Here is a 19,504-nt window from a genome sequence, read left to right as displayed (position 1 = left end):
TTCCCTTTGTAATATGAAAAATATTCCTTTGTATATTATGATTGTTGGTTTGTTATGTGTGAGTAATGCACAAAATAGCTGGCAGCCTATTTCAAATTTTCCAAGTGTTGCTAGATCATGGCCGGCTAGTTTCACAATAGGTGAAAAAGCCTATGTAGGAACTGGTGGTCAAAGCTTTATCTATAATAATGATCTTTGGGAATATGATACCGTAACAGGAATCTGGACTCAAAAAGCAAATGTAGGTGGTCCATTAAGAGGCGGTGCTGCTGGATTTTCAATAAATGGGAAAGGGTATATGGGATTAGGCCGGAATAGCACACAATTATATTATGACTTATGGGAATACGATCCAATTTTAAATACATGGTCTTTCAACTCTTTTTTTCCTGGTAGCAACGTGGATAAATCGGCCACATTTGTAGTTCAAAATAAGGCATATGTAGTTGCTGGAGGAACCGCAACTAATATTGGTACCGAATCAAATAATCTTTGGGAATTTAACCCATCTGGAAATACTTGGTCACAAAAAACATCGATACCATCCACTGGTAGAAATAGAGCAGTAGGTTTTGAAATTTTTGATAAGGGTTATATCGCATGTGGTTATGGCTTTGATTCCAGCACCTCAAGCTCGCAATCAACTAATGAAGTGTGGGAATATGATGCTATACTTGATACTTGGACTCAAAAAGCTAATTACCCAGGATCAGGACGTTCTGACTGCGCTGGTTTCTCTATCGGTAATTATGGTTACGTAGGAATGGGAAGGTTTATGTACACTACTGAATTCTGGAGATTTGATCCTTTAAATGATTCTTGGACACAAGTAGATCAATTCATCGGTTCTGGTCGTATTGCTGGAGTAAGTTTTAGTACGACTGATAAAGGTTTTGTAGGTCTAGGTTATACGGTCACTACACAATTAATTGAATTTACTGATTTTTATCAATTTCAAGATCAAACTTTGAGCGAGCAGTCTATCAATGCTACGAATAATATCTCAATATACCCTAACCCTTTTGATAACGAATTGATTATCGAGACATCTAGCTTTAAAAACGCTGCTGTTTACAATCTTTCTGGAAAATTATTAGGTTTATTTCAATCTGAAACTATCGACCTTTCACATCTCAATTTAGGAGTTTATATACTGAAGGTTGAGCGGGAAAATCTTCCGTTAATAGTAAAGAAAATTATCAAACGATAATTATAAATAAAGAATAAAGTCCATTCAATTAATAGGCAAATATTTGGTTAAAATCTTTAAAAGACTTGAATTCTAAGGAATTTCCGCTAGGATCCTGAAAAAACATGGTCGCTTGCTCGCCAGGTAATCCTTCAAATCGTATATACGGTTCTATAATAAATACCACGCCTTTTTCTTTTACCGCTTTCGCGAAAGCGTGAAAAACATCCCACTCTAACACAACCCCAAAATGTGGAACAGGAACAGCCTTACCATCTACAGCATTTATAGCTGCCTTTTGTGCCTCTTCAGTCACATGAATAACGAGTTGATGACCGAAGAAATCAAAGTCGACCCAATGGTCAGAACTGCGGCCTTCCTTGCAGCCTAATACATCGCGATAAAAATCACGAGTTGTAGTAATTTCTTTAACTGGAATGGCAAGGTGAAATGGAGTTAGTTTCATTTAATGGACTTTTGTTTGATATAAAAATATATGATGGCGACTATGGTGTTTCCTAAAACAACTGGTAAAATACTATAAGATATTAAAGAGGTTAATGATCTCAAATAATCTTCAGAGCCTATGCTTAAAATGCTGTAAATAACGAATAGTAAAAAGAAAATTATAGACAAGGTTCTAAAATATGCGTTTACAAAACCACGTAAATTTCTTTTCATCATCTGAACTTAAATTAAAACACAAAGCCAGCTTAAATATAAGCTGGCTTTATGAGTTTTACTGTTATCTTAATTATAAAATACCATCTACGATTCCATATTCTACTGCTTCTTCTGCACCTAGCCAGTAATCACGATTAAAATCTTTCATCACTTTTTCAAAGCTTTGACCACAATTGTCTGCAAGGATTTGTGCACTTAATTCTTTAGTTTTAAGAATTTCGTTAGCGGTAATTTCTATATCGGCACTGGTACCTCTAGCGCCGCCACTAGGTTGGTGAATCATTACACGACCGTGTTTTTGGATCATACGACGTCCTTTTTCTCCACCAGATAATAAAATAGATCCCATAGATGCTGCAAGACCACTACAAACGGTACTTACCGGACTTTTAATTTCTCTCATGGTATCGTAAATAGAAAAACCAGCAGTTACATAACCACCAGGACTATTGATCACAAAAGTAATTTCTTCATTACTTAGTGAATCTAGGTATAATAAACGATCTACACAGTGTCTTGCTGTTTTATCGTCTACCATTCCCCAAATGAAAAGCTTACGCTGTTCTATATAGTTTTCATCTATTTTATCTTGAAGTTTAAATACTTTACTCATCAATTTTATTTTGGGTTAAAAATAAGGAATCTATAAAAAATAAATAGCTGATTTAACAATACTATATTGCCTCACCTTGATTTCCGTATTCATTCTTGTATATTTTTACTAGTAATAAAAATAAGCTCACTAATAAAGGTCCAAATATAAGACCGATAAATCCAAAAATAGGTACACCTACAACTACTCCTATAAGTGTTACTAACGGATGAACATCTGCTAATCGTTTTTGAACTACCAGCCTAAATAGATTATCTGTAGCTCCTACTACCACTGCTCCATAAATTAAAATACCTATTGCTGCTCCAGTATCTCCTTGAGCAAAAAGCAAAATACATACGGGCAAAATTCCTAAAGCAGTTCCTACAAAAGGGATCATACTACCTATAACAGTAATTACAAACCAGAAAAACGGATTTTCAACTCCAAAAATGAAGTATCCTATAAGTGCGACTATTCCTTGAAGTAAAGCGACTAGTGGAATTCCTATAGCGTTTGATTTAACTAAATCGATACTCTCTTTTCCTATGGTTTTTATATTTTTCTCTTTAAGCGGCATGTAATCTAATGAAGCTTTGAGCCACTTTTCACGTTCTACCAGCATAAAATAAAGTAAGAAAAACATGATTCCTACTGCGATAAAAACAGTAAGACTTGAGCTAGCAAAGCTTTGCAAGTTTTCTGACGCCCAGCTGCTCACATCTTCGGTATTGATGCGCTCTGAAATATTCATACCTACTAGTTCTTCTGCCTTGCTGATCTCAGCTTTTACGGTTTCTGTAATTTCTTTGCTGTTATCTATGGCGCTCTTTACTTTAGAGCTCATCATCAAACCAATTCCTGAAATAGGCAGCAGAATAATGATAAACGAAAGAGTTATCAAACATGAGGCTGCAAGTGATGGTCTCCATTTTTTCTTTTCTAGCCAGCTTTGAATAGGTTCTAATAAAACATAAAGTGTAATAGCACCTAGAACACCGCCTAAATAAGGTAGTAAGTTAGTTCCTATAAGAACTAAAATTGCTATTATCACGATCAGGATAAATAGCTGACGTATTTTGGTAGTTGGAATTTGGTTGGACATATTTTAGTTATTGCGTAGGGCTTGAATCAATTCTTCTTTGTTCATTTTAGAGCGTCCTTCTATATCGAGCTCTTTTGCTTGATCGTAAAGTTCTTCTTTGGTTCTGTCTTCATAATCATTGGCTCGGCCACCTTTTTTACCAGCATTTTCAGTGTTTGCAATACGAGCTGCTTTTTCTTTACTGTATCCTTGATCGACTAATGCTTCATATTGATCTTCGTTTTTTATACTAGGTCTTCCCATCTTTTTATTTTAAATATAAGGAAGTGACTAGTAGTCTAGGGTTAAGAAAAATATAATTAAGCTTCTTTAAGGAATTCAATTACTCGATCAATGACTTCTTGCGTGTAAAGGCTATGACCTCCAGTTTGTGAGGTGTATGTAGTTGCAAATGGCATGGCTGCTGCTATTTCTTCCATGGCTTGAAATGGAACAATTAAGTCATCTGGATTATGAACAATTAGTGCAGGAACTTTTATCTTCTTAGCAAAATTTGCTGCATTAAATTCTTCAATATGATAACCGAATTTGGCTTTCAGAGATTTGTTTAGGCTCTCGTATACAGAATTATTGAAACTTGTCAATTCTTGATAGCCTCGCATAATAACCTCTAACCGATTAGGACTTCCCAGAAAAACAAATTTCTCTATGAATGGATGCGGTTTTTGAGATTCTTGAAATATAGTTGCCATAGCACCTACGCTATGCGCGATGACTATTTTAGGTTGATATAATTCTATAGTGTCCTTAATAATTCTAGAATACTTCACTGCAGTAAATAAAGTACCATCGCTACCGCCATGCGCAGGTGCGTCTATGCTGATGATATTATAATCTAATTCTTGTAAAGGCTCTATTAAATATTTCCACCTGAAGCTGTTTGATTCCCATCCATGATTAAGTAAAACTGTTGGGCCATTCCCTTTCCAGTGATACAACATGAATAGGCCATCTTCAAAGGCAATTTTTTGGGTTCTAGCCGTTGATAAAAAGCTCTTTTGATGTGGTAGGATGTTGCCCTTTCTAGGAACACTAAAAACCCTAAGAGCTAGATCTGCAGATTTCTCCTTTGAGAATAGGTGAAGTATGTTAAAGTAAAAGCCATACATCTTAGGTATGGCTTTTTGTAATAATTTTTTCATGTAATAGGTTCTTACCAGGATACAAACATATATTGTGGTTTTGTATCTCCAGGAATCATGGTTTTCTCGATTTTTGCACTGATGTCAAATTTTACATCAGTTGGTAAATTGTCCTTTGAAATAGAGAAATAAAAATTTTGATCATTAACCCAGATCACAGCATCATCAATCATGTTATCTACGCTACTCACTTTATAAGCCGTGCTTATTTCTTTATAGGTACTGTTCTTGGTAATTCCTTCAAGAGTAGTATATCTCTCATCGCGTATGATGATGTTTTCTATAGTGGCAGTGCTATCTAAAGCTTCACTAGGAGTAAGAGTTAACAAGTGAGCACCACCTTTTTCATAAATCTGGATTAGGTTTGCTCCATTACTGAATTCATCACCTTTTACTGATCTTACAATACTGTCGTTTGCATAAATACTGTCCAGCTGATGAACTTGCATTCCTTTTGTCAAGTAGCCCACACGATCTTTATTCCATTCAAACGGATCTTGTTGTTTGGTACAACTTGCTAAAACTACTATTAATGCAACTACTGCGATTACTTTTTTCATGTTCTTGTTTAAATGTGTAAAATTACAATTGCTCTACTAACTATTACTAGTTTTTGGGAAATAATTTTAATCCCTGCGTTTATTCTTCGCTTTTGTTTTTTTCAATGTATAAAGTGAATCTATCGTTAATTTTCTTGATTTGATTATCACCTTTTCATTTATAAAATAATTTCTACGACTACTCTCAGGCACATCTTTTAGATTGATAACAAATTCATTGAAATCTAAATTTTCAATATTAATGGTTTCTTTGTAGGTTAAGAACTGAAATGTTATGGAGCGCAATCTTTCCTTAATTTCAAAGTTAATTATTCCATCTTGATCAGCATTTCCATAGTATTCTCCGTTGTTTAAAGAAACAAATGCAAAACTGAAAGGTTCGCTTTTATCATTTATCTGAATTTGAATTTCCTTTTCCTTAAAATTTGGATTGTGTCTGCCAATTAATGTAGTTTTTGAATTAACAGGTTGATCATAAGAATTTAAAATGACCAAATTTTCAGAAGATTTCTTCCAAGTTCCCTTAATAACAGACGCACCACCAACATCCATGAATTGATAGTATTCAAAGGTTTGATCTTTTTTCAATTCAATCTGATTGCAAGCGAAATATCCATCTGGACATTTACCGTACAACCCAACAACAATAGAATTTGAGACACAAGAATTCACTAAAATTGATAGACATATCATTAATAGGAACTTTACGAGCACATTGTTGAAATAGTCTTTCATCTTTTGTCTTTGAGCGATAGCGATCTTTTGTCTCAATAAAGGTTTATTTAAACGCCTTACCTAAAATACCCATAACTCCTCTAATGAAAGAAGCGCTCGTGAGAACCTTTATGATTGGATTTTGTCTCGTACTTGTTCTTGAATTAGAAGATCGTGTTGTTTTAGCCTTTTCTTTTGCGGCTTTTTCCTTTATTTCTTCTTCATTTGCTTTTTCAATTTTTTCTTGCAGCATTTCCTCTGCACTTTCTCTATTGATTTCCTCATTGTATTTATCAGTCAGTTCTGAGTCAGCAATAAGGTCACTCAATTCTCGATCGGTAAGAATATCCATTCTACTTTCTGGAGCTCTTAATAATGTTGCTGCTAGCGGGCTTGGTCTTCCTTTTTCATCTAGCGCGCTTATTAAAGCTTCACCTATTCCTAGTGAAGTCAGTACTTCGGCAGTATTGTAGTAATCGGTTTCAGGATAATTTTGAGCGGTAAGTTTAATCGCTTTTCTATCTTTAGCAGTAAAAGCTCTTAATGCGTGTTGTACTTTTAAACCTAGCTGGCTTAACACGCCATCTGGTATATCGGTAGGGTTTTGAGTGACAAAATACAATCCTATTCCTTTTGAGCGTATCAACTTTACGATGCTTTCAATTTGATCTAATAATGCTTTACTCGCATTATCAAATATTAAATGCGCTTCATCTATAAATAAAATTAGTTCTGGCTTGTCGCTATCACCTTGTTCAGGAAATGTAGAATAGATCTCTGCAAGCAGGCTTAGCATAAACGTTGAAAATAATTTTGGTCTATCTTGAATGTCGGTAAGACGTATCACATTTACGTAACCGTGACCATTTTTATCTTTGCGTACTAAATCTTGCACCTCAAAACTACGCTCACCAAAAAAGCGCTGCGCTCCTTGTTGTTCTAGTTCGATCAACTTTCTAAGAATCGCTCCAGTAGAAGAGGTGGAAATACGACCATATTCTGCTTGAAATTCTTCTTTTCCTACTCCGGTTGCATAATGCAATACCTTTTTAAGATCTTCAAGATCCAAAAGAGGTAATTTATTGTCGTCACAATATTTAAATACTACAGAGATGATTCCAGCTTGAGTTTCTGTCACATCTAGAATACGTGAAAGAAGTACTGGTCCAAATTCGCTAACAGTAGCTCTCATTTTAATACCATCTTGCTCAGAGATGGTCATGATCTCTACTGGTGATTTTCTCTTCTTGAATTCTAGGCCTATCTTCTCATGACGCTCATCTATTTTTTCATGTCCAGGGCTTTCTGCTGCAATTCCAGATAGATCACCTTTAATGTCCATTAATAAAGTTGGGACACCTTGTTGTGAAAGTTGCTCTGCGATGATTTGTAGCGTTTTGGTTTTCCCTGTACCAGTTGCTCCAGCGATTAAGCCATGACGATTCATAGTTTTCAAAGGAATCTTTACATGAGCGTTTGTTAATGTTTCTCCATCAAGCATGGCAGCACCCATGATTATGGAGTCGCCTTTAGGGTTGTAACCTTCTGTAATGTATTTGAAAAAATCTTCTTGTTGAGACATTGTAGGGATTTTGTTAGAGACAAAAATACGTGATTGAAAACGTATTTGAAAAACTACATCGTTTTAAGGCTCCTCAACAATTTAAAACACTCTAGAATAATGAAAACAATTGCTAAAACGTATCTTTGCGGCATGCTAGAGAAAAAGATACAGCAACAAGTAGAAAAAGGTACGATGTTACCATTAATGGAAGAGTTTTACACGATTCAAGGTGAAGGTTTTCACACAGGTCGTGCTGCTTACTTTATTAGAGTAGGTGGTTGTGATGTAGGTTGCCACTGGTGTGATGTAAAGGAAAGCTGGGCGCCAGAAAAGCATCCACCTACAAGTGTAGATCACATTGTCTCTAACGCTGCAAAATATAGCAAGACGATAGTGGTTACTGGTGGCGAGCCGCTTACTTGGAATATGGAGCCGTTAACTTCTGGACTTAAAGATGCAGGCTTAGACGTGCATATTGAGACCAGCGGTGCCTATCCATTAACTGGCCAGTGGGACTGGATTTGTTTATCTCCTAAGAAGGCAAAAATGCCACTGCAAGAGGTTTATGAAGCAGCACACGAGTTAAAAGTAATCGTTTATAATCGTCATGATCTCGCTTTCGCGAAAGCGGAATCTGAAAAAGTATCTTCACAATGCAAGCTGTTTTTACAACCAGAATGGTCGGTGAGAGAAAAGATGATTCCACTAATCACAGAGTTTGTAATGCAAAATCCAGAATGGCAGGTGTCTTTACAAACGCATAAATATTTAAATATTCCATAACTGTTCATCGCATGCGCAATGAGTTTTTGGTATATGAAATTCGATAGGTAATTCTATTGAAAAGCGTAATCGCTGAAATGATATCTCAATGATTTTTGTATTCTCGCTTTCGCGAAAGTGAAAAGACTACTTTACAAATTCTATTCTTAAGAACCTGCGATTTTAAATTCTAGGCTAGCGATAGTTTCATCCCAACCTAGAAAAAGTATAGCACCGTTATTTTGCTCTAAGAAACTGATAGAAAAAGATTCTATCTCTTGTGGTGAAGGAATAGTTTCCATAGGACAGGTTAGGATATCTTTTTTAGGATCATGCTCAGTACCTGATTGAGTAGTCGCAGTATTGAGTATAAAACTCCACTGATCTCTACCAGGAATAGTATAAATGGAATAGCTGCCAGCTTTTATGAGTTGATCGTTAATAATAACATCTCGGTAAAATGCAATTTCAGTAGCTTCATTAGCACCAGTTCTCCATAATTCATCGTAGGGTACTAATTTGCCAAAGATTTCTCGATCTCTTTTAGAAGGGCGGCTGTAAATAACACGAGCTACAGCAGTTTGATTTGCATCACGATACATGACTACATCTAGCGGGCTTTTATCTAATTCTGAAAAGGAAAGCGCGTCTTCATCTTGGGCAAAAACGGCAGTAAATGAGAAAAATGTAAGGAAAATTAAAAGTATGTTTTTCATGGTATTGTGATGTTTGAGATTAAGAGTTAAAATAAGCAATATTAATGCCAGCTGCCTATTAATAATTTGTTAATAACTTCAAGGCGTATTTTTAAGCTAAACGCCTATAAACATTAGTGGTTTCTTATCTTTGTGTATTACCTATAGTAGAGTACAAATCATACACATTTATGAGCGAAGAAAATAAAGGAAATTACGGCGCAGATCAAATACAAGCGCTGGAAGGAATGGAGCACGTGCGCATGCGTCCATCCATGTATATCGGTGATGTAGGAATAAGAGGTTTACACCACTTAGTATATGAGGTTGTAGATAATTCCATAGACGAAGCCCTTGCAGGACATTGTGATAATATCACTGTTATTATTAATAAAGATAATAGTATAACGGTAACTGACGATGGTCGTGGTATTCCTGTAGATATCCATAAGAAAGAAGGAGTGTCTGCTTTACAAGTAGTAATGACCAAGATCGGTGCTGGTGGAAAGTTTGATAAGGATTCTTATAAAGTTTCTGGTGGTCTTCATGGTGTAGGTGTAAGTTGTGTAAATGCACTATCAGACCATTTAAAAGCAACCGTTTATCGTGATGGCAAAATATGGGAGCAAGAATATGAACGAGGTAAGGCAATGTACCCAGTAAGAGCCATAGGCGATACTGATAAAAGAGGTACAGATGTAACTTTTACTCCTGACCGTTCTATTTTTAAGCAAACCATAGAATACAATTACGAGACACTAGCAAATAGATTGCGTGAGCTTTCTTTCTTGAACAAAGGAATTAAAATCATCTTAACTGATGCTAGACATCAAGACGAAGAAGGAAATAATATTACAGAAGTATTTCAATCTGAAGAAGGTTTAAAAGAATTTATACGCTTTTTAGACGATACTCGTAGCCCAATTATTGAGGATGTTATCGCAATGGAAGGAGAGAAAAATGGTATTCCAGTTGAGGTAGCGATGATTTATAACGACAGTTATTCAGAAAACCTACATTCTTATGTGAATAACATTAATACACATGAAGGAGGAACGCATCTGGCTGGTTTCCGTCGTGGATTAACTTCTACTTTGAAGAAGTATGCCGACGGTTCAGGATTATTAGATAAATTAAAATTCGATGTTTCTGGAGATGATTTCCGTGAAGGATTAACTGCGATTATCTCTGTAAAAGTTCAAGAGCCACAATTTGAAGGACAGACTAAAACTAAACTAGGAAACCGTGAGGTAACTAGTGCTGTTTCTCAAGCTGTTTCTCAAATGCTAGAAGATTATCTTGAAGAGCATCCTAATGATGCTAAGACGATAGTTCAAAAAGTAATACTTGCTGCTACAGCACGTCACGCTGCTCGCAAAGCTCGTGAAATGGTACAACGTAAGACAGTGATGAGCGGAGGTGGATTACCAGGGAAACTCTCAGACTGTTCTGAAACTGACCCAACATTGTGCGAAGTATTCCTAGTTGAGGGAGATTCAGCAGGTGGAACGGCAAAGCAAGGTCGTGATCGTGAGTTTCAAGCTATTCTCCCATTAAGAGGTAAAATTCTTAATGTGGAAAAAGCTATGCAGCACAAGGTTTTTGAAAATGAAGAAATACGTAATATTTATACGGCACTAGGTGTAACTATAGGTACAGAAGAAGATTCTAAAGCATTGAACCTAGATAAACTACGTTACCATAAAATCGTTATTATGTGTGATGCAGATATTGATGGTTCGCACATTGCTACGTTGATTCTTACTTTCTTCTTTAGATACATGAAGGAGCTTGTAGAAGCTGGGTACATTTATATCGCCACACCGCCGCTTTACCTAGTAAAGAAAGGTGCTAAAAAACGTTACGCTTGGTCTGACAAAGAACGTGATGAGATTGCCGATAACTTTGGTGGTGGAGCAGCTATACAACGATATAAAGGACTTGGTGAAATGAATGCAGACCAATTATGGGACACTACTATGAATCCAGAGTTTAGGACTTTGAGACAAATTAGTATAGAAAGCCCAGCTGAGGCAGACCGTGTATTCTCTATGTTAATGGGTGATGAAGTGCCGCCACGTAGAGAGTTTATTGAGAAGAATGCTATTTATGCAAATATTGATGCATAATTAATAAGTTATATTCCATAGAAAAGCCCTTGAGAAATCAAGGGCTTTTTTAGTAGTGATTGATTCGATATAATAAACTGGTTAATTATTAATTACCTTAAGTAACAAGCTCAACACTCTTAGTTTAATTGATACAAAGCGTTGATTACATAAATTTATTTTTAAGTAGCATCGTCTTAGTTTTAAGTATAATTTATGTTAAATAATAGCTCTTTTGCTTTATTTTTGGGGATGTCTTAAAAGACTCTAATTAACACTCAATTTAAAAAGATAATAACATGAAAGTTACCGTAGTAGGAGCAGGCGCAGTAGGCGCTAGTTGTGCAGAGTACATTGCAATTAAAGATTTTGCAAGTGAAGTCGTATTGCTAGATATCAAAGAAGGTTTTGCCGAAGGTAAAGCAATGGATTTAATGCAAACTGCATCATTAAATGGTTTTGATACTAAAATCACTGGAGCAACAAATGATTACTCAAAAACTGCTGGTAGCGATATCGCTGTTATTACATCGGGAATACCGCGTAAGCCAGGAATGACTCGTGAAGAATTAATAGGTATCAATGCAGGTATCGTAAAGTCTGTTTCAGAAAGTCTTGTAAAACACTCTCCAGATGTGATTTTGATCGTAGTTTCAAATCCTATGGATACGATGACTTACCTTGCTCATAAAGTAACCGGACTTCCTAAAAATCGTATTATAGGAATGGGTGGTGCTTTAGATAGTGCTCGTTTTAAATACCGTCTAGCTGAAGCTCTTGAAGCGCCTATTTCTGACGTTGATGGAATGGTAATAGGTGGACATTCTGATAAAGGAATGGTGCCATTAACTCGTCTTGCAACTCGCAATTCTGTACCAGCAAGTGAATTTTTATCTGAAGAAAGATTAGATCAAGTACTTCAAGATACTAAAGTAGGTGGAGCAACACTTACAGGTCTTTTAGGAACTAGTGCATGGTATGCGCCAGGTGCTGCTGTATCAGGTTTAGTGCAGGCGATAGCTTGTGACCAAAAGAAAATTTTCCCATGTAGTGTTTTATTAGATGGTGAGTATGGACTTTCTGATCTTTGCATAGGTGTACCGGTAGTTTTGGGTAGAAATGGTATTGAGAAAATCGTAGAAATTAACCTCAGTGATGCAGAGAAAGATGCTCTTAAAGAAAGTGCTGAAGGTGTTAAGAAAACTAATGAATTGATTTAAAATCAATTTTCATAATAGTAAGGACCGCTCTTTTTGGAGCGGTTTTTTTATGTTTTATTTTTCATTTATAAGCTAGTTGCGATGTGAGATGTTTGTACATGTTCCGCTTTCGCGAAAGCGGAATCAAAGCAATTTTAAATTAAAAGATTAAAAACCAATTGTTTAAATCGTGTATTAGCCTGCTGTAATTAATCATAGCAGTTAGGAATAAAAGAAGGTTAATTCTTTATATTTGACACGTGAAAATGAAATGGTACATAAGTGCGTTTATCGCATTAGTTTCTTTATTTGTTGTTGAACAGCACAGTAAAGAAGCACCTAATCAAGAGATTGTTGTTTCTTTTGATTCTTTAAGTGATCACCAAAGTCAAGAAACCAAATCGTTTATTACTTCTCAGCTCACGCAATTAGGAGCAGAGAACATTGTAGTGGTAATTAATGAGAATGAACAACTCATTATCACCTATTACAGTGAACTTCCTGTTTATGATATAAAAAGCTCTCTTTTTACCATTGCAGATGATGAAGAACTAGTCAATGATTTGAGAATCAAAGAATCAGATCAATCTATTCCTTCAGATGAGAACGCGGTAGATTATCAAATTGATATTTATGAGATAAACGAGCAGTTATCTTCTGGAATGGATGATGACGGAAAATCTTACTTTGAAATCAAACAAGATTTTAGCCGAGGTTCTCAAGTTCATTTCTCATTTCTGCAGGTTTCATCCTTACATAAACATGATTACTTATTTGCAACTACTTGTAGGGTAAGTAGTGAGGTTCACCTTAGTTTAAATGCAATTTCTTTTCAAATTCCAGAAGTGCGTGCTGGGCCCATTTCTTAAATTTATTCTTCAAAAATATTTTATCTGCTCTTTTTAAAGTGGATAACTTATGTTCTGTTCTACAATAGAATACATTCTTAATTATTTATGGACAAATGGATTGTCCATATCAATGGTAAATCTCATATTTGCCGACTTTTAAAATTTAACTTAAAAACAACAAAATCATGCAAAATAAAGGACTGATCCGTTTTTTCGCGATCATTTTTGCAATAGCTAGTATATACCAGCTTACCTACACATTCATAACGAATAAAGTAGAAGACGACGCAAGTGCTTATGCAAGCAACGTGGTAAATGAAGATGCAGAAAACGCTGCTTCATTAAGAAGCGCTGCAGAAAAACGTTACCTAGACTCTATCGCCTCTCAAGATGTTTGGGGTGGTTTTACCAACTATTCTGACGCTAAAAGTCAAGAACTTAAAAAAGGACTTGACCTTAAAGGTGGTATCAACGTGATACTTCAAGTTTCTGTAAGAGACTTATTAACTGGAATGGCAGACGGTTCTAATGATCCTGCTTTTAACGCGGCGCTTGATGCTGCTGATGAGCGTATCAAAGATGGACAGGATGACTATTTCAACTACTTTATTGAAGAATTCAATAAAATTGAAGGTGCAGAGCTTGCTTCTCCAGACATTTTTGCAAATCAAGAAATGCAAACTAAAGGAATTGAATTTGAAATGTCTAATGAGCAAACGGAAGCAATTCTAAGAGAAGAGCTTAAAGATTATATGACGAGTGCTTTTGATGTACTGAGAAAGCGTATTGATAAATTTGGTACTACGCAACCTAACCTACAACAGTTGGGTACTTCTGGACGTATTTTAATTGAATTACCTGGAGAAACTGATGTGAAGCGTATTAGGGATATCTTGACAAAAGCGGCCCAGTTAGAATTCTGGCAAGTGTATAAGTCTCAGGAAGTTTCTCCATATTTATCTCAAGCAAATACTTATTGGGCAAATAAATTGGCTGCCGAAAATACAGCTGAAGAGACTGAAGAAACTGTAAGTGATGAGGTATCTGAACTTGCTGAAGTTGCACAAGATTCTACTGAAGCAGACTTAGGTGATTTATTGAATCAAGATGATACAGCTGATGCAACAACAGATGTAGATGCGGTTGAAAACTTTGATGATAACCCAATTTTTGGCAGAGTGCAAGCTTTTCAAGGTCAAGGTGGTATCATGGCTTTTAAAGAAAGTGACAAAGATTTAATAGATTCTTATTTAAATGATCCTCAAACAAGAGGAATGTTAACTGGAGAATTACGTAATGTAAAGTTTGCATGGGGTTTACCTGTGTTAGCAGAGACTTTAGGATATGAAGTTGTTGAACTTTATGCTTTAAAAGGAAATGCCCAAAATGAAGCACCACTTTCAGGTGGAGTAATTACTGATGCAAGTCAACAGTTCGGTAATTCTGGTGCTCCTGTTGTAAGCATGTCTATGAATGGTGAAGGCGCTAAGATCTGGGAAGACATGACTACTGAAGCATATCAAAACCAAAATCAAGTTTCTGTTGTATTAGATAATACGGTTTACAGTGCACCTACAGTAACTAATGGACCTATTTCTGGCGGACAGACACAAATTTCAGGAAGCTTTACTATCGATGAAGCAAAAGATCTTGCAACTGTATTAAGAGCTGGTAAATTACCTGCTAAAGCAGAGATCATTCAAAGCGACGTTATCGGACCATCATTAGGACAAGAAGCAATTGATAGTGGATTATGGTCATTTGGTATTGCATTGTTATTGGTTTTAATCTGGATGATTTTTTATTATGGACGTGCTGGTTTATATGCAGATGTTGCCCTACTAGTTAACATATTATTTATTTTTGGAGCCTTAGCTTCCTTAAAAGCGGTTCTTACCTTACCTGGTATTGCAGGTATCGTTTTAACAATCGGTATATCGGTAGATGCAAACGTTCTTATTTTTGAAAGAATACGTGAAGAAATTGCAAAAGGTAAATCACAAGCTGATAGTATTAAAGATGGTTTCAATAATGCATTGAGCTCAATTATAGATGCAAACGTTACCACATTCTTAACTGCAGTTATACTTTACGTTTTTGGAACAGGACCTATTCAAGGTTTTGCAACAACTTTAATGATAGGTATTCTTACCTCTTTATTTACAGCAATTTTTATCACAAGGTTGTTTGTAGATGGATATGTAAGTAATGGGAAGACAATTGCTTTTTCTACTGCGATAACTAAAAATTGGTTTAGAAATGTGAATATCGATTTCTTGAGTAAAAGAAAGATGGCTTATGTGATATCAGCAGTTTTGATTGTTGGTAGTTTAGCCTCTCTTGCAATCAATAAACTGAACTTAGGTATTGATTTTACTGGTGGACGCACTGTAATAGTAGGATTTGCTCAAGATGTAAATGCAACCGAGATTACTAAGCAATTGAGTGCTGATGATATCTTTGGTAGTGCTGAAGCTAAAACTTATGGTACTGACAATCAATTAAAAATCAGTACCAAATATGGTATTAATAGAGATGATAGTGAAGTAAGTCAAGAAATAGAAGACAAACTATACAAAGTTTTAAAGCCTTATTTACCAGCTGACATGACTCAGACTCAATTTATAGATGTGAGCGATGAAAATAAGAAGTTTGGTCTTAGACGAACATTCCAAGTAGGAGCAACAATTGCAGATGATATTTTAACTGGATCGCTTTACGCTATTTTAGGTTCATTGATCGTTGTCTTCTTATATATATTAGTCCGTTTCCGTAAATGGCAATTCTCACTTGGTGCAGTTGCTGCTGTTTTCCATGATGTTATAATTGTTTTAGGAGCATTCTCATTATTATATAAATTCTTACCATTTAATATGGAAATAGACCAAGCGTTTATTGCTGCTATATTAACCGTAATCGGTTACTCTCTTAACGATACCGTGGTAGTATTTGATAGAATACGTGAATTTATTAATGAAAGAACGAACTGGGATTTCCCAAGAACGGTTAACGGCGCAATAAGTAGTACGATCTCTCGTACCTTAAATACATCGTTGACTACTTTAATCGTATTACTAGCTATCTTTATTTTTGGAGGAGAATCTATTAAAGGTTTCATGCTTGCTTTAATTATAGGTGTAATTGTAGGAACATATTCTTCCGTATTTATAGCTACTCCAGTAATGTATGACACTATGAATAAATCAAAAGGAAAATTAACACCTAAAGAGCCAAAAGAGGAAAAAGAAGCATAAATGCTTTAAAAGCTCAAATAGAAATTAAACCGCTTGGCTATGTCAAGCGGTTTTTTTATTTTCAACTAACCGTGTAAATATGTATTTCAACTGATAAAATGACTTTGTTGAACAAAACGTTCATAGAAAACTTGAAAAGTTAATTATGAGTTAATAGAATTCATTATTTTGCAAATAATTATATCCAAAAAGCAATATTATTCTCTTATGAAAAATCTAATACTAAGCTGTTTAAGCATACTATTCTTTACAGCATTTGTCTCTGCCCAAGAATTTGCCATGGCAGATGGGCGATTAACAACCTGTGCAGGAAGTTTTACAGATTCTGGTGGTTTGACTGGCGACTATACTAATAGCGAAGATTCTGTTATAACATTTTGTTCTCCATTTGCAACAGATGATATGCAAATTTCTTTTAACTCCTTCAATCTTGCTTCTGGAGATTTGTTATTTGTTTATGATGGTGATGATACAACAGCCCCTTTAACAGGTGTGTTTTTAGGCTCTAATTCACCAGGGATTATTCTTGCAAGTGCTGGAAACACCTCTGGATGTTTAACTTTTAGATTCAGATCTGATTCTACAAACGTGAGCACTGGATGGGAAGCTACGGTTGCCTGTATTGATAACTGTCAGACTATTACTAGCTCTGTAGTCTCTGTACCTGCACCTGATGTAGATGGAATAATCAGAATATGTCAAGGTGAAACAGTAAACTTTACTGGTAGTGCAAATTTTAGTAATGACGCTACTGGCGCAACTTTTGAGTTTTTATTATCAGATGGTACAGTCGTTCCAGGAACTACCGCTTCAGAAACTTATGCAGGACCTGGTATATATCGAGTAGATTATATTGCAATGGATCCAACAGGTTGCCGAGACCGATCAATCGGAGAATCGAGTGATGTTCTTATACAAGTGTCTACGACTCCAGATTTTACGGGAACTCAGGCAGCAGATACTTCTATATGTTTTGGAGAATCTACGGATATCACAGGAATGGTAGAAACGGTTGAGTTTTTTGCCGATGTAGCTCCACCTATCACAGGACAAACATTCCTTCCTGATGGAAGTGGTGTAGCATATCAGACGTGTATCGATGTTTCTGGTTTTAATGTAGGAACTACATTCCAAAGCGCTTCAGATTTGGTAAGTGTTTTTATCGATATGGAACACTCTTATATGGGAGATCTTGACATTGTACTCACAGCTCCAGATGGAACGCAAGTAAGATTTCTAACTTTTCCAAACTCTGGTGGTGGAAGGTTTTTAGGCCAAGCTCTTGATGATGGAACAACTACGCCAGGAGTTGGTTTTGTGTATAATTTTACCGAAGGTGGATCGGCAACGGCAACTCTAGATAATTCAACAGCTGCTGTGAACTTTGGTACTCCAATGCCAGCAGGTGATTACCTTCCAGAAGATCCTTTTTCTAGTTTTATAGGTACGCCGTTAAATGGTTTGTGGTGTCTTGATATTGTAGATAACTTAAATATTGATAACGGTTATATTTTTGAATGGGGAATCAACTTCAACCCAGCAATTATTCCTACAGCAGGAAGTTATGAACCTGGAGAAGTAGTAGAAGCCTGGGCAGCTAACGCTGATATTACTGCTACAAACGGGAACGTTATTACAGTGACTCCTACAACAGCAGGTCAAAATTGTTATGACTTTGAATTTACAGATAGTTTTGGATGTACTTATATAGAACAAGTTTGTATTGATGTAGCACCTGAAGTTGCAACAGCAACACCAGATGATCTTATCATTTGTCAAGCCTCTGGCGCTGCAACGATAGATTTAACATCTCAAAACACTTTGATATTAAATGGACTGGATCCAACTCAATATAACGTGACAGCCTACAACGATGCTGCAAATGCAGATGCTGGAACAAATGCAATAACAACTCCAGCAGCTTATGATGTAAGCGCCGATGAAACGGTCTTTATACGAGTAGAGGAAAACGCAACAGGATGTTTTAACGTGGTACAATTAAATATTACGTATTCCACAGCAGAGTACAATTTTGCACCAGATCTAGAATTATGTGAAGATCCAAGCGATGCTACAATTGTTCCAGTTTTTGATTTAACTGTTCAAGATGCAATTATTCTAGGTTCTCAATCTTCTGCAGAGTTTAGGGTTGATTATTTTACTTCTCAAGCAGATGCTGATACCGACATGAATGCCATACTTAATCCAGATGTTTATGCTTCCTCTGGAGAAACAATCTTCGTTAGAGTATCAAATATTCAAGATCCTGATTGTTTTACCGTTGGTACGTTCGATTTGATAGTTAATGCTCCACCTGCAATAGGAACTGCTCAAGACGTTACTGAATGTGACGAATCACCGATTGATGGGGCCACAGCATTTGACTTTAGTGTTAATGACTCTGTTATTTTGAATGGTTTACCAGCAGCTGGATACTCTGTTTCATACCATACTTCTCAATCAGATGCAGACAGTGGCAGTAATGCGCTTTCAGCTACTTCCATTGTTTCAGGTGGTACTATTTATGCGAGATTAGTAGATAATACTACAGGTTGTTATAATACATCTACATTCAATTTCATAGTAGAAACTTGTGAGGTAGAAGTACCAGAAGGATTCTCTCCTAACGGAGATATGATCAATGATACTTTCTCTATACCTGGAATAGATCAATTTGCAAATTTTGAATTGAAAGTATTCAATAGGTTAGGTTCAGTAGTTTATGAAACTACAGCAAATAATTATGTAGAGTTTGCTGGAGTTCCTAACGCAGGATTAAATTCTGGAGACGGACTTTTACCAGTAGGAACTTATTTCTACGTTATTAAGTTCAATGATGCAGATACAGAAGATATCGCTAGCTGGTTGTATATCAATTATTAAATGATGTAAGTCTCGCTTTCGCGAAAGCGATAACTTTAAAATATACTTAGATAAATGCCACTTTAAAAATAGTGGCATTTTCTTTTATTAGATTTATAGGTAAGAAAGAGTACAATGAGATGCTAGTCGCAGGTACAATGGTCGTTTACAGTAATTAATAACGCTGAACTTTACATTTAGTAGCAGATACAACGGCAAGTAA

Annotated in this window: 17 protein-coding genes; 7 read left to right on the top strand and 10 right to left on the bottom strand. The window is 35.9% G+C overall.

Annotated elements, in window-relative coordinates:
• Positions 1–13 precede the first annotated feature (13 nt).
• Positions 14–1,210 carry a T9SS type A sorting domain-containing protein gene (locus tag DDD_RS02045; RefSeq protein WP_041566855.1) on the top strand — a complete coding sequence of 399 codons (1,197 nt, stop codon included), beginning with the start codon at positions 14–16 and terminating at the stop codon, positions 1,208–1,210.
• A 28-nt stretch (positions 1,211–1,238) separates the two neighbouring features.
• Here the strand turns inward: DDD_RS02045 and DDD_RS02040 are convergent, their stop codons facing one another.
• The 9 genes from DDD_RS02040 to DDD_RS02000 form a co-directional block, all read right to left on the bottom strand.
• A complete protein-coding gene (locus DDD_RS02040) occupies positions 1,239–1,655 on the bottom strand; it encodes a VOC family protein (protein ID WP_015361059.1) in 417 nt (138 codons plus the stop codon).
• Entirely contained in the window at positions 1,652–1,870 is a 219-nt protein-coding gene (locus DDD_RS02035; protein WP_041566854.1) for a hypothetical protein, read from the bottom strand. The genes DDD_RS02040 and DDD_RS02035 overlap by 4 nt, the downstream gene beginning before the upstream one ends.
• A gap of 73 nt (positions 1,871–1,943) precedes the next feature.
• Complete coding sequence (locus DDD_RS02030; RefSeq protein WP_015361057.1) at positions 1,944–2,486, bottom strand: ClpP family protease; 543 nt, start codon at positions 2,484–2,486, stop codon at positions 1,944–1,946.
• 61 nt (positions 2,487–2,547) lie between these two features.
• A complete protein-coding gene (locus DDD_RS02025; RefSeq protein WP_041566853.1) occupies positions 2,548–3,570 on the bottom strand; it encodes an AI-2E family transporter in 1,023 nt (340 codons plus the stop codon).
• Positions 3,571–3,573: 3 nt separating this feature from the next.
• Complete coding sequence (locus DDD_RS02020) at positions 3,574–3,813, bottom strand: DUF7218 family protein (protein ID WP_015361055.1); 240 nt, start codon at positions 3,811–3,813, stop codon at positions 3,574–3,576.
• 56 nt (positions 3,814–3,869) lie between these two features.
• The gene (locus tag DDD_RS02015) at positions 3,870–4,712 is read right to left on the bottom strand and encodes an alpha/beta fold hydrolase (protein ID WP_041566852.1); all 843 of its coding nucleotides are present in this window, start codon (positions 4,710–4,712) and stop codon (positions 3,870–3,872) included.
• A gap of 11 nt (positions 4,713–4,723) precedes the next feature.
• Positions 4,724–5,272: a hypothetical protein gene (locus tag DDD_RS02010; RefSeq protein ID WP_015361053.1), complete on the bottom strand. Its 549-nt coding sequence runs from the start codon at positions 5,270–5,272 to the stop codon at positions 4,724–4,726.
• A 66-nt stretch (positions 5,273–5,338) separates the two neighbouring features.
• The gene (locus tag DDD_RS02005) at positions 5,339–5,860 is read right to left on the bottom strand and encodes a hypothetical protein (protein WP_041566851.1); all 522 of its coding nucleotides are present in this window, start codon (positions 5,858–5,860) and stop codon (positions 5,339–5,341) included.
• Between the two features lie 190 nt (positions 5,861–6,050).
• Complete coding sequence (locus DDD_RS02000; RefSeq protein WP_015361051.1) at positions 6,051–7,568, bottom strand: helicase HerA-like domain-containing protein; 1,518 nt, start codon at positions 7,566–7,568, stop codon at positions 6,051–6,053.
• Between the two features lie 132 nt (positions 7,569–7,700).
• Between DDD_RS02000 and DDD_RS01995 the strand changes: the two genes are divergently transcribed.
• Complete coding sequence (locus tag DDD_RS01995) at positions 7,701–8,333, top strand: 7-carboxy-7-deazaguanine synthase QueE (RefSeq protein ID WP_041566850.1); 633 nt, start codon at positions 7,701–7,703, stop codon at positions 8,331–8,333.
• 146 nt (positions 8,334–8,479) lie between these two features.
• Here the strand turns inward: DDD_RS01995 and DDD_RS01990 are convergent, their stop codons facing one another.
• Positions 8,480–9,028, bottom strand: coding sequence for a DUF2911 domain-containing protein (locus DDD_RS01990; RefSeq protein WP_015361049.1), 549 nt, complete (start codon positions 9,026–9,028; stop codon positions 8,480–8,482).
• Between the two features lie 170 nt (positions 9,029–9,198).
• On the opposite strand from DDD_RS01990, the gene gyrB reads away from it, so the two are divergent.
• The 5 genes from gyrB to DDD_RS01965 all read left to right on the top strand — a co-directional run bounded on the left by gyrB (position 9,199) and on the right by DDD_RS01965 (position 19,302).
• The gene (gene gyrB, locus DDD_RS01985; protein WP_015361048.1) at positions 9,199–11,136 is read left to right on the top strand and encodes a DNA topoisomerase (ATP-hydrolyzing) subunit B; all 1,938 of its coding nucleotides are present in this window, start codon (positions 9,199–9,201) and stop codon (positions 11,134–11,136) included.
• Positions 11,137–11,414: 278 nt separating this feature from the next.
• Positions 11,415–12,335, top strand: coding sequence for a malate dehydrogenase (gene mdh / locus DDD_RS01980; RefSeq protein ID WP_015361047.1), 921 nt, complete (start codon positions 11,415–11,417; stop codon positions 12,333–12,335).
• 245 nt (positions 12,336–12,580) lie between these two features.
• Positions 12,581–13,183, top strand: a complete 603-nt coding sequence (locus tag DDD_RS01975; RefSeq protein WP_015361046.1) for a hypothetical protein — start codon at positions 12,581–12,583, stop codon at positions 13,181–13,183.
• 167 nt (positions 13,184–13,350) lie between these two features.
• Positions 13,351–16,419 (top strand): protein translocase subunit SecDF, encoded by a 3,069-nt coding sequence (secDF, locus tag DDD_RS01970; RefSeq protein ID WP_015361045.1) that lies wholly within the window; start codon positions 13,351–13,353, stop codon positions 16,417–16,419.
• Between the two features lie 207 nt (positions 16,420–16,626).
• Positions 16,627–19,302, top strand: coding sequence for a T9SS type B sorting domain-containing protein (locus DDD_RS01965; RefSeq protein WP_015361044.1), 2,676 nt, complete (start codon positions 16,627–16,629; stop codon positions 19,300–19,302).
• Positions 19,303–19,504 lie beyond the last annotated feature (202 nt).

Origin of the sequence: Nonlabens dokdonensis DSW-6 (assembly GCF_000332115.1) — a bacterium.
Classification (GTDB): domain Bacteria; phylum Bacteroidota; class Bacteroidia; order Flavobacteriales; family Flavobacteriaceae; genus Nonlabens; species Nonlabens dokdonensis.
This window is presented reverse-complemented; position numbering and strand designations above follow the sequence as displayed.

Bases quoted from the DNA above. Each gene is read 5' to 3' on its own strand.
- DDD_RS02025 (WP_041566853.1), bottom strand. From the start codon at position 3,570: ATGTCCAACCAAATTCCAACTACCAAAATACGTCAGCTATTTATCCTG.
- DDD_RS02000 (WP_015361051.1), bottom strand. From the start codon at position 7,568: ATGTCTCAACAAGAAGATTTTTTCAAATACATTACAGAAGGTTACAAC.
- DDD_RS02030 (WP_015361057.1), bottom strand. From the start codon at position 2,486: ATGAGTAAAGTATTTAAACTTCAAGATAAAATAGATGAAAACTATATA.
- DDD_RS02020 (WP_015361055.1), bottom strand. From the start codon at position 3,813: ATGGGAAGACCTAGTATAAAAAACGAAGATCAATATGAAGCATTAGTC.
- DDD_RS01995 (WP_041566850.1), top strand. From the start codon at position 7,701: ATGCTAGAGAAAAAGATACAGCAACAAGTAGAAAAAGGTACGATGTTA.
- DDD_RS02040 (WP_015361059.1), bottom strand. From the start codon at position 1,655: ATGAAACTAACTCCATTTCACCTTGCCATTCCAGTTAAAGAAATTACT.
- DDD_RS02010 (WP_015361053.1), bottom strand. From the start codon at position 5,272: ATGAAAAAAGTAATCGCAGTAGTTGCATTAATAGTAGTTTTAGCAAGT.
- DDD_RS02015 (WP_041566852.1), bottom strand. From the start codon at position 4,712: ATGAAAAAATTATTACAAAAAGCCATACCTAAGATGTATGGCTTTTAC.
- DDD_RS02035 (WP_041566854.1), bottom strand. From the start codon at position 1,870: ATGAAAAGAAATTTACGTGGTTTTGTAAACGCATATTTTAGAACCTTG.
- DDD_RS01990 (WP_015361049.1), bottom strand. From the start codon at position 9,028: ATGAAAAACATACTTTTAATTTTCCTTACATTTTTCTCATTTACTGCC.
- DDD_RS01965 (WP_015361044.1), top strand. From the start codon at position 16,627: ATGAAAAATCTAATACTAAGCTGTTTAAGCATACTATTCTTTACAGCA.
- DDD_RS02045 (WP_041566855.1), top strand. From the start codon at position 14: ATGAAAAATATTCCTTTGTATATTATGATTGTTGGTTTGTTATGTGTG.
- mdh (WP_015361047.1), top strand. From the start codon at position 11,415: ATGAAAGTTACCGTAGTAGGAGCAGGCGCAGTAGGCGCTAGTTGTGCA.
- gyrB (WP_015361048.1), top strand. From the start codon at position 9,199: ATGAGCGAAGAAAATAAAGGAAATTACGGCGCAGATCAAATACAAGCG.
- secDF (WP_015361045.1), top strand. From the start codon at position 13,351: ATGCAAAATAAAGGACTGATCCGTTTTTTCGCGATCATTTTTGCAATA.
- DDD_RS01975 (WP_015361046.1), top strand. From the start codon at position 12,581: ATGAAATGGTACATAAGTGCGTTTATCGCATTAGTTTCTTTATTTGTT.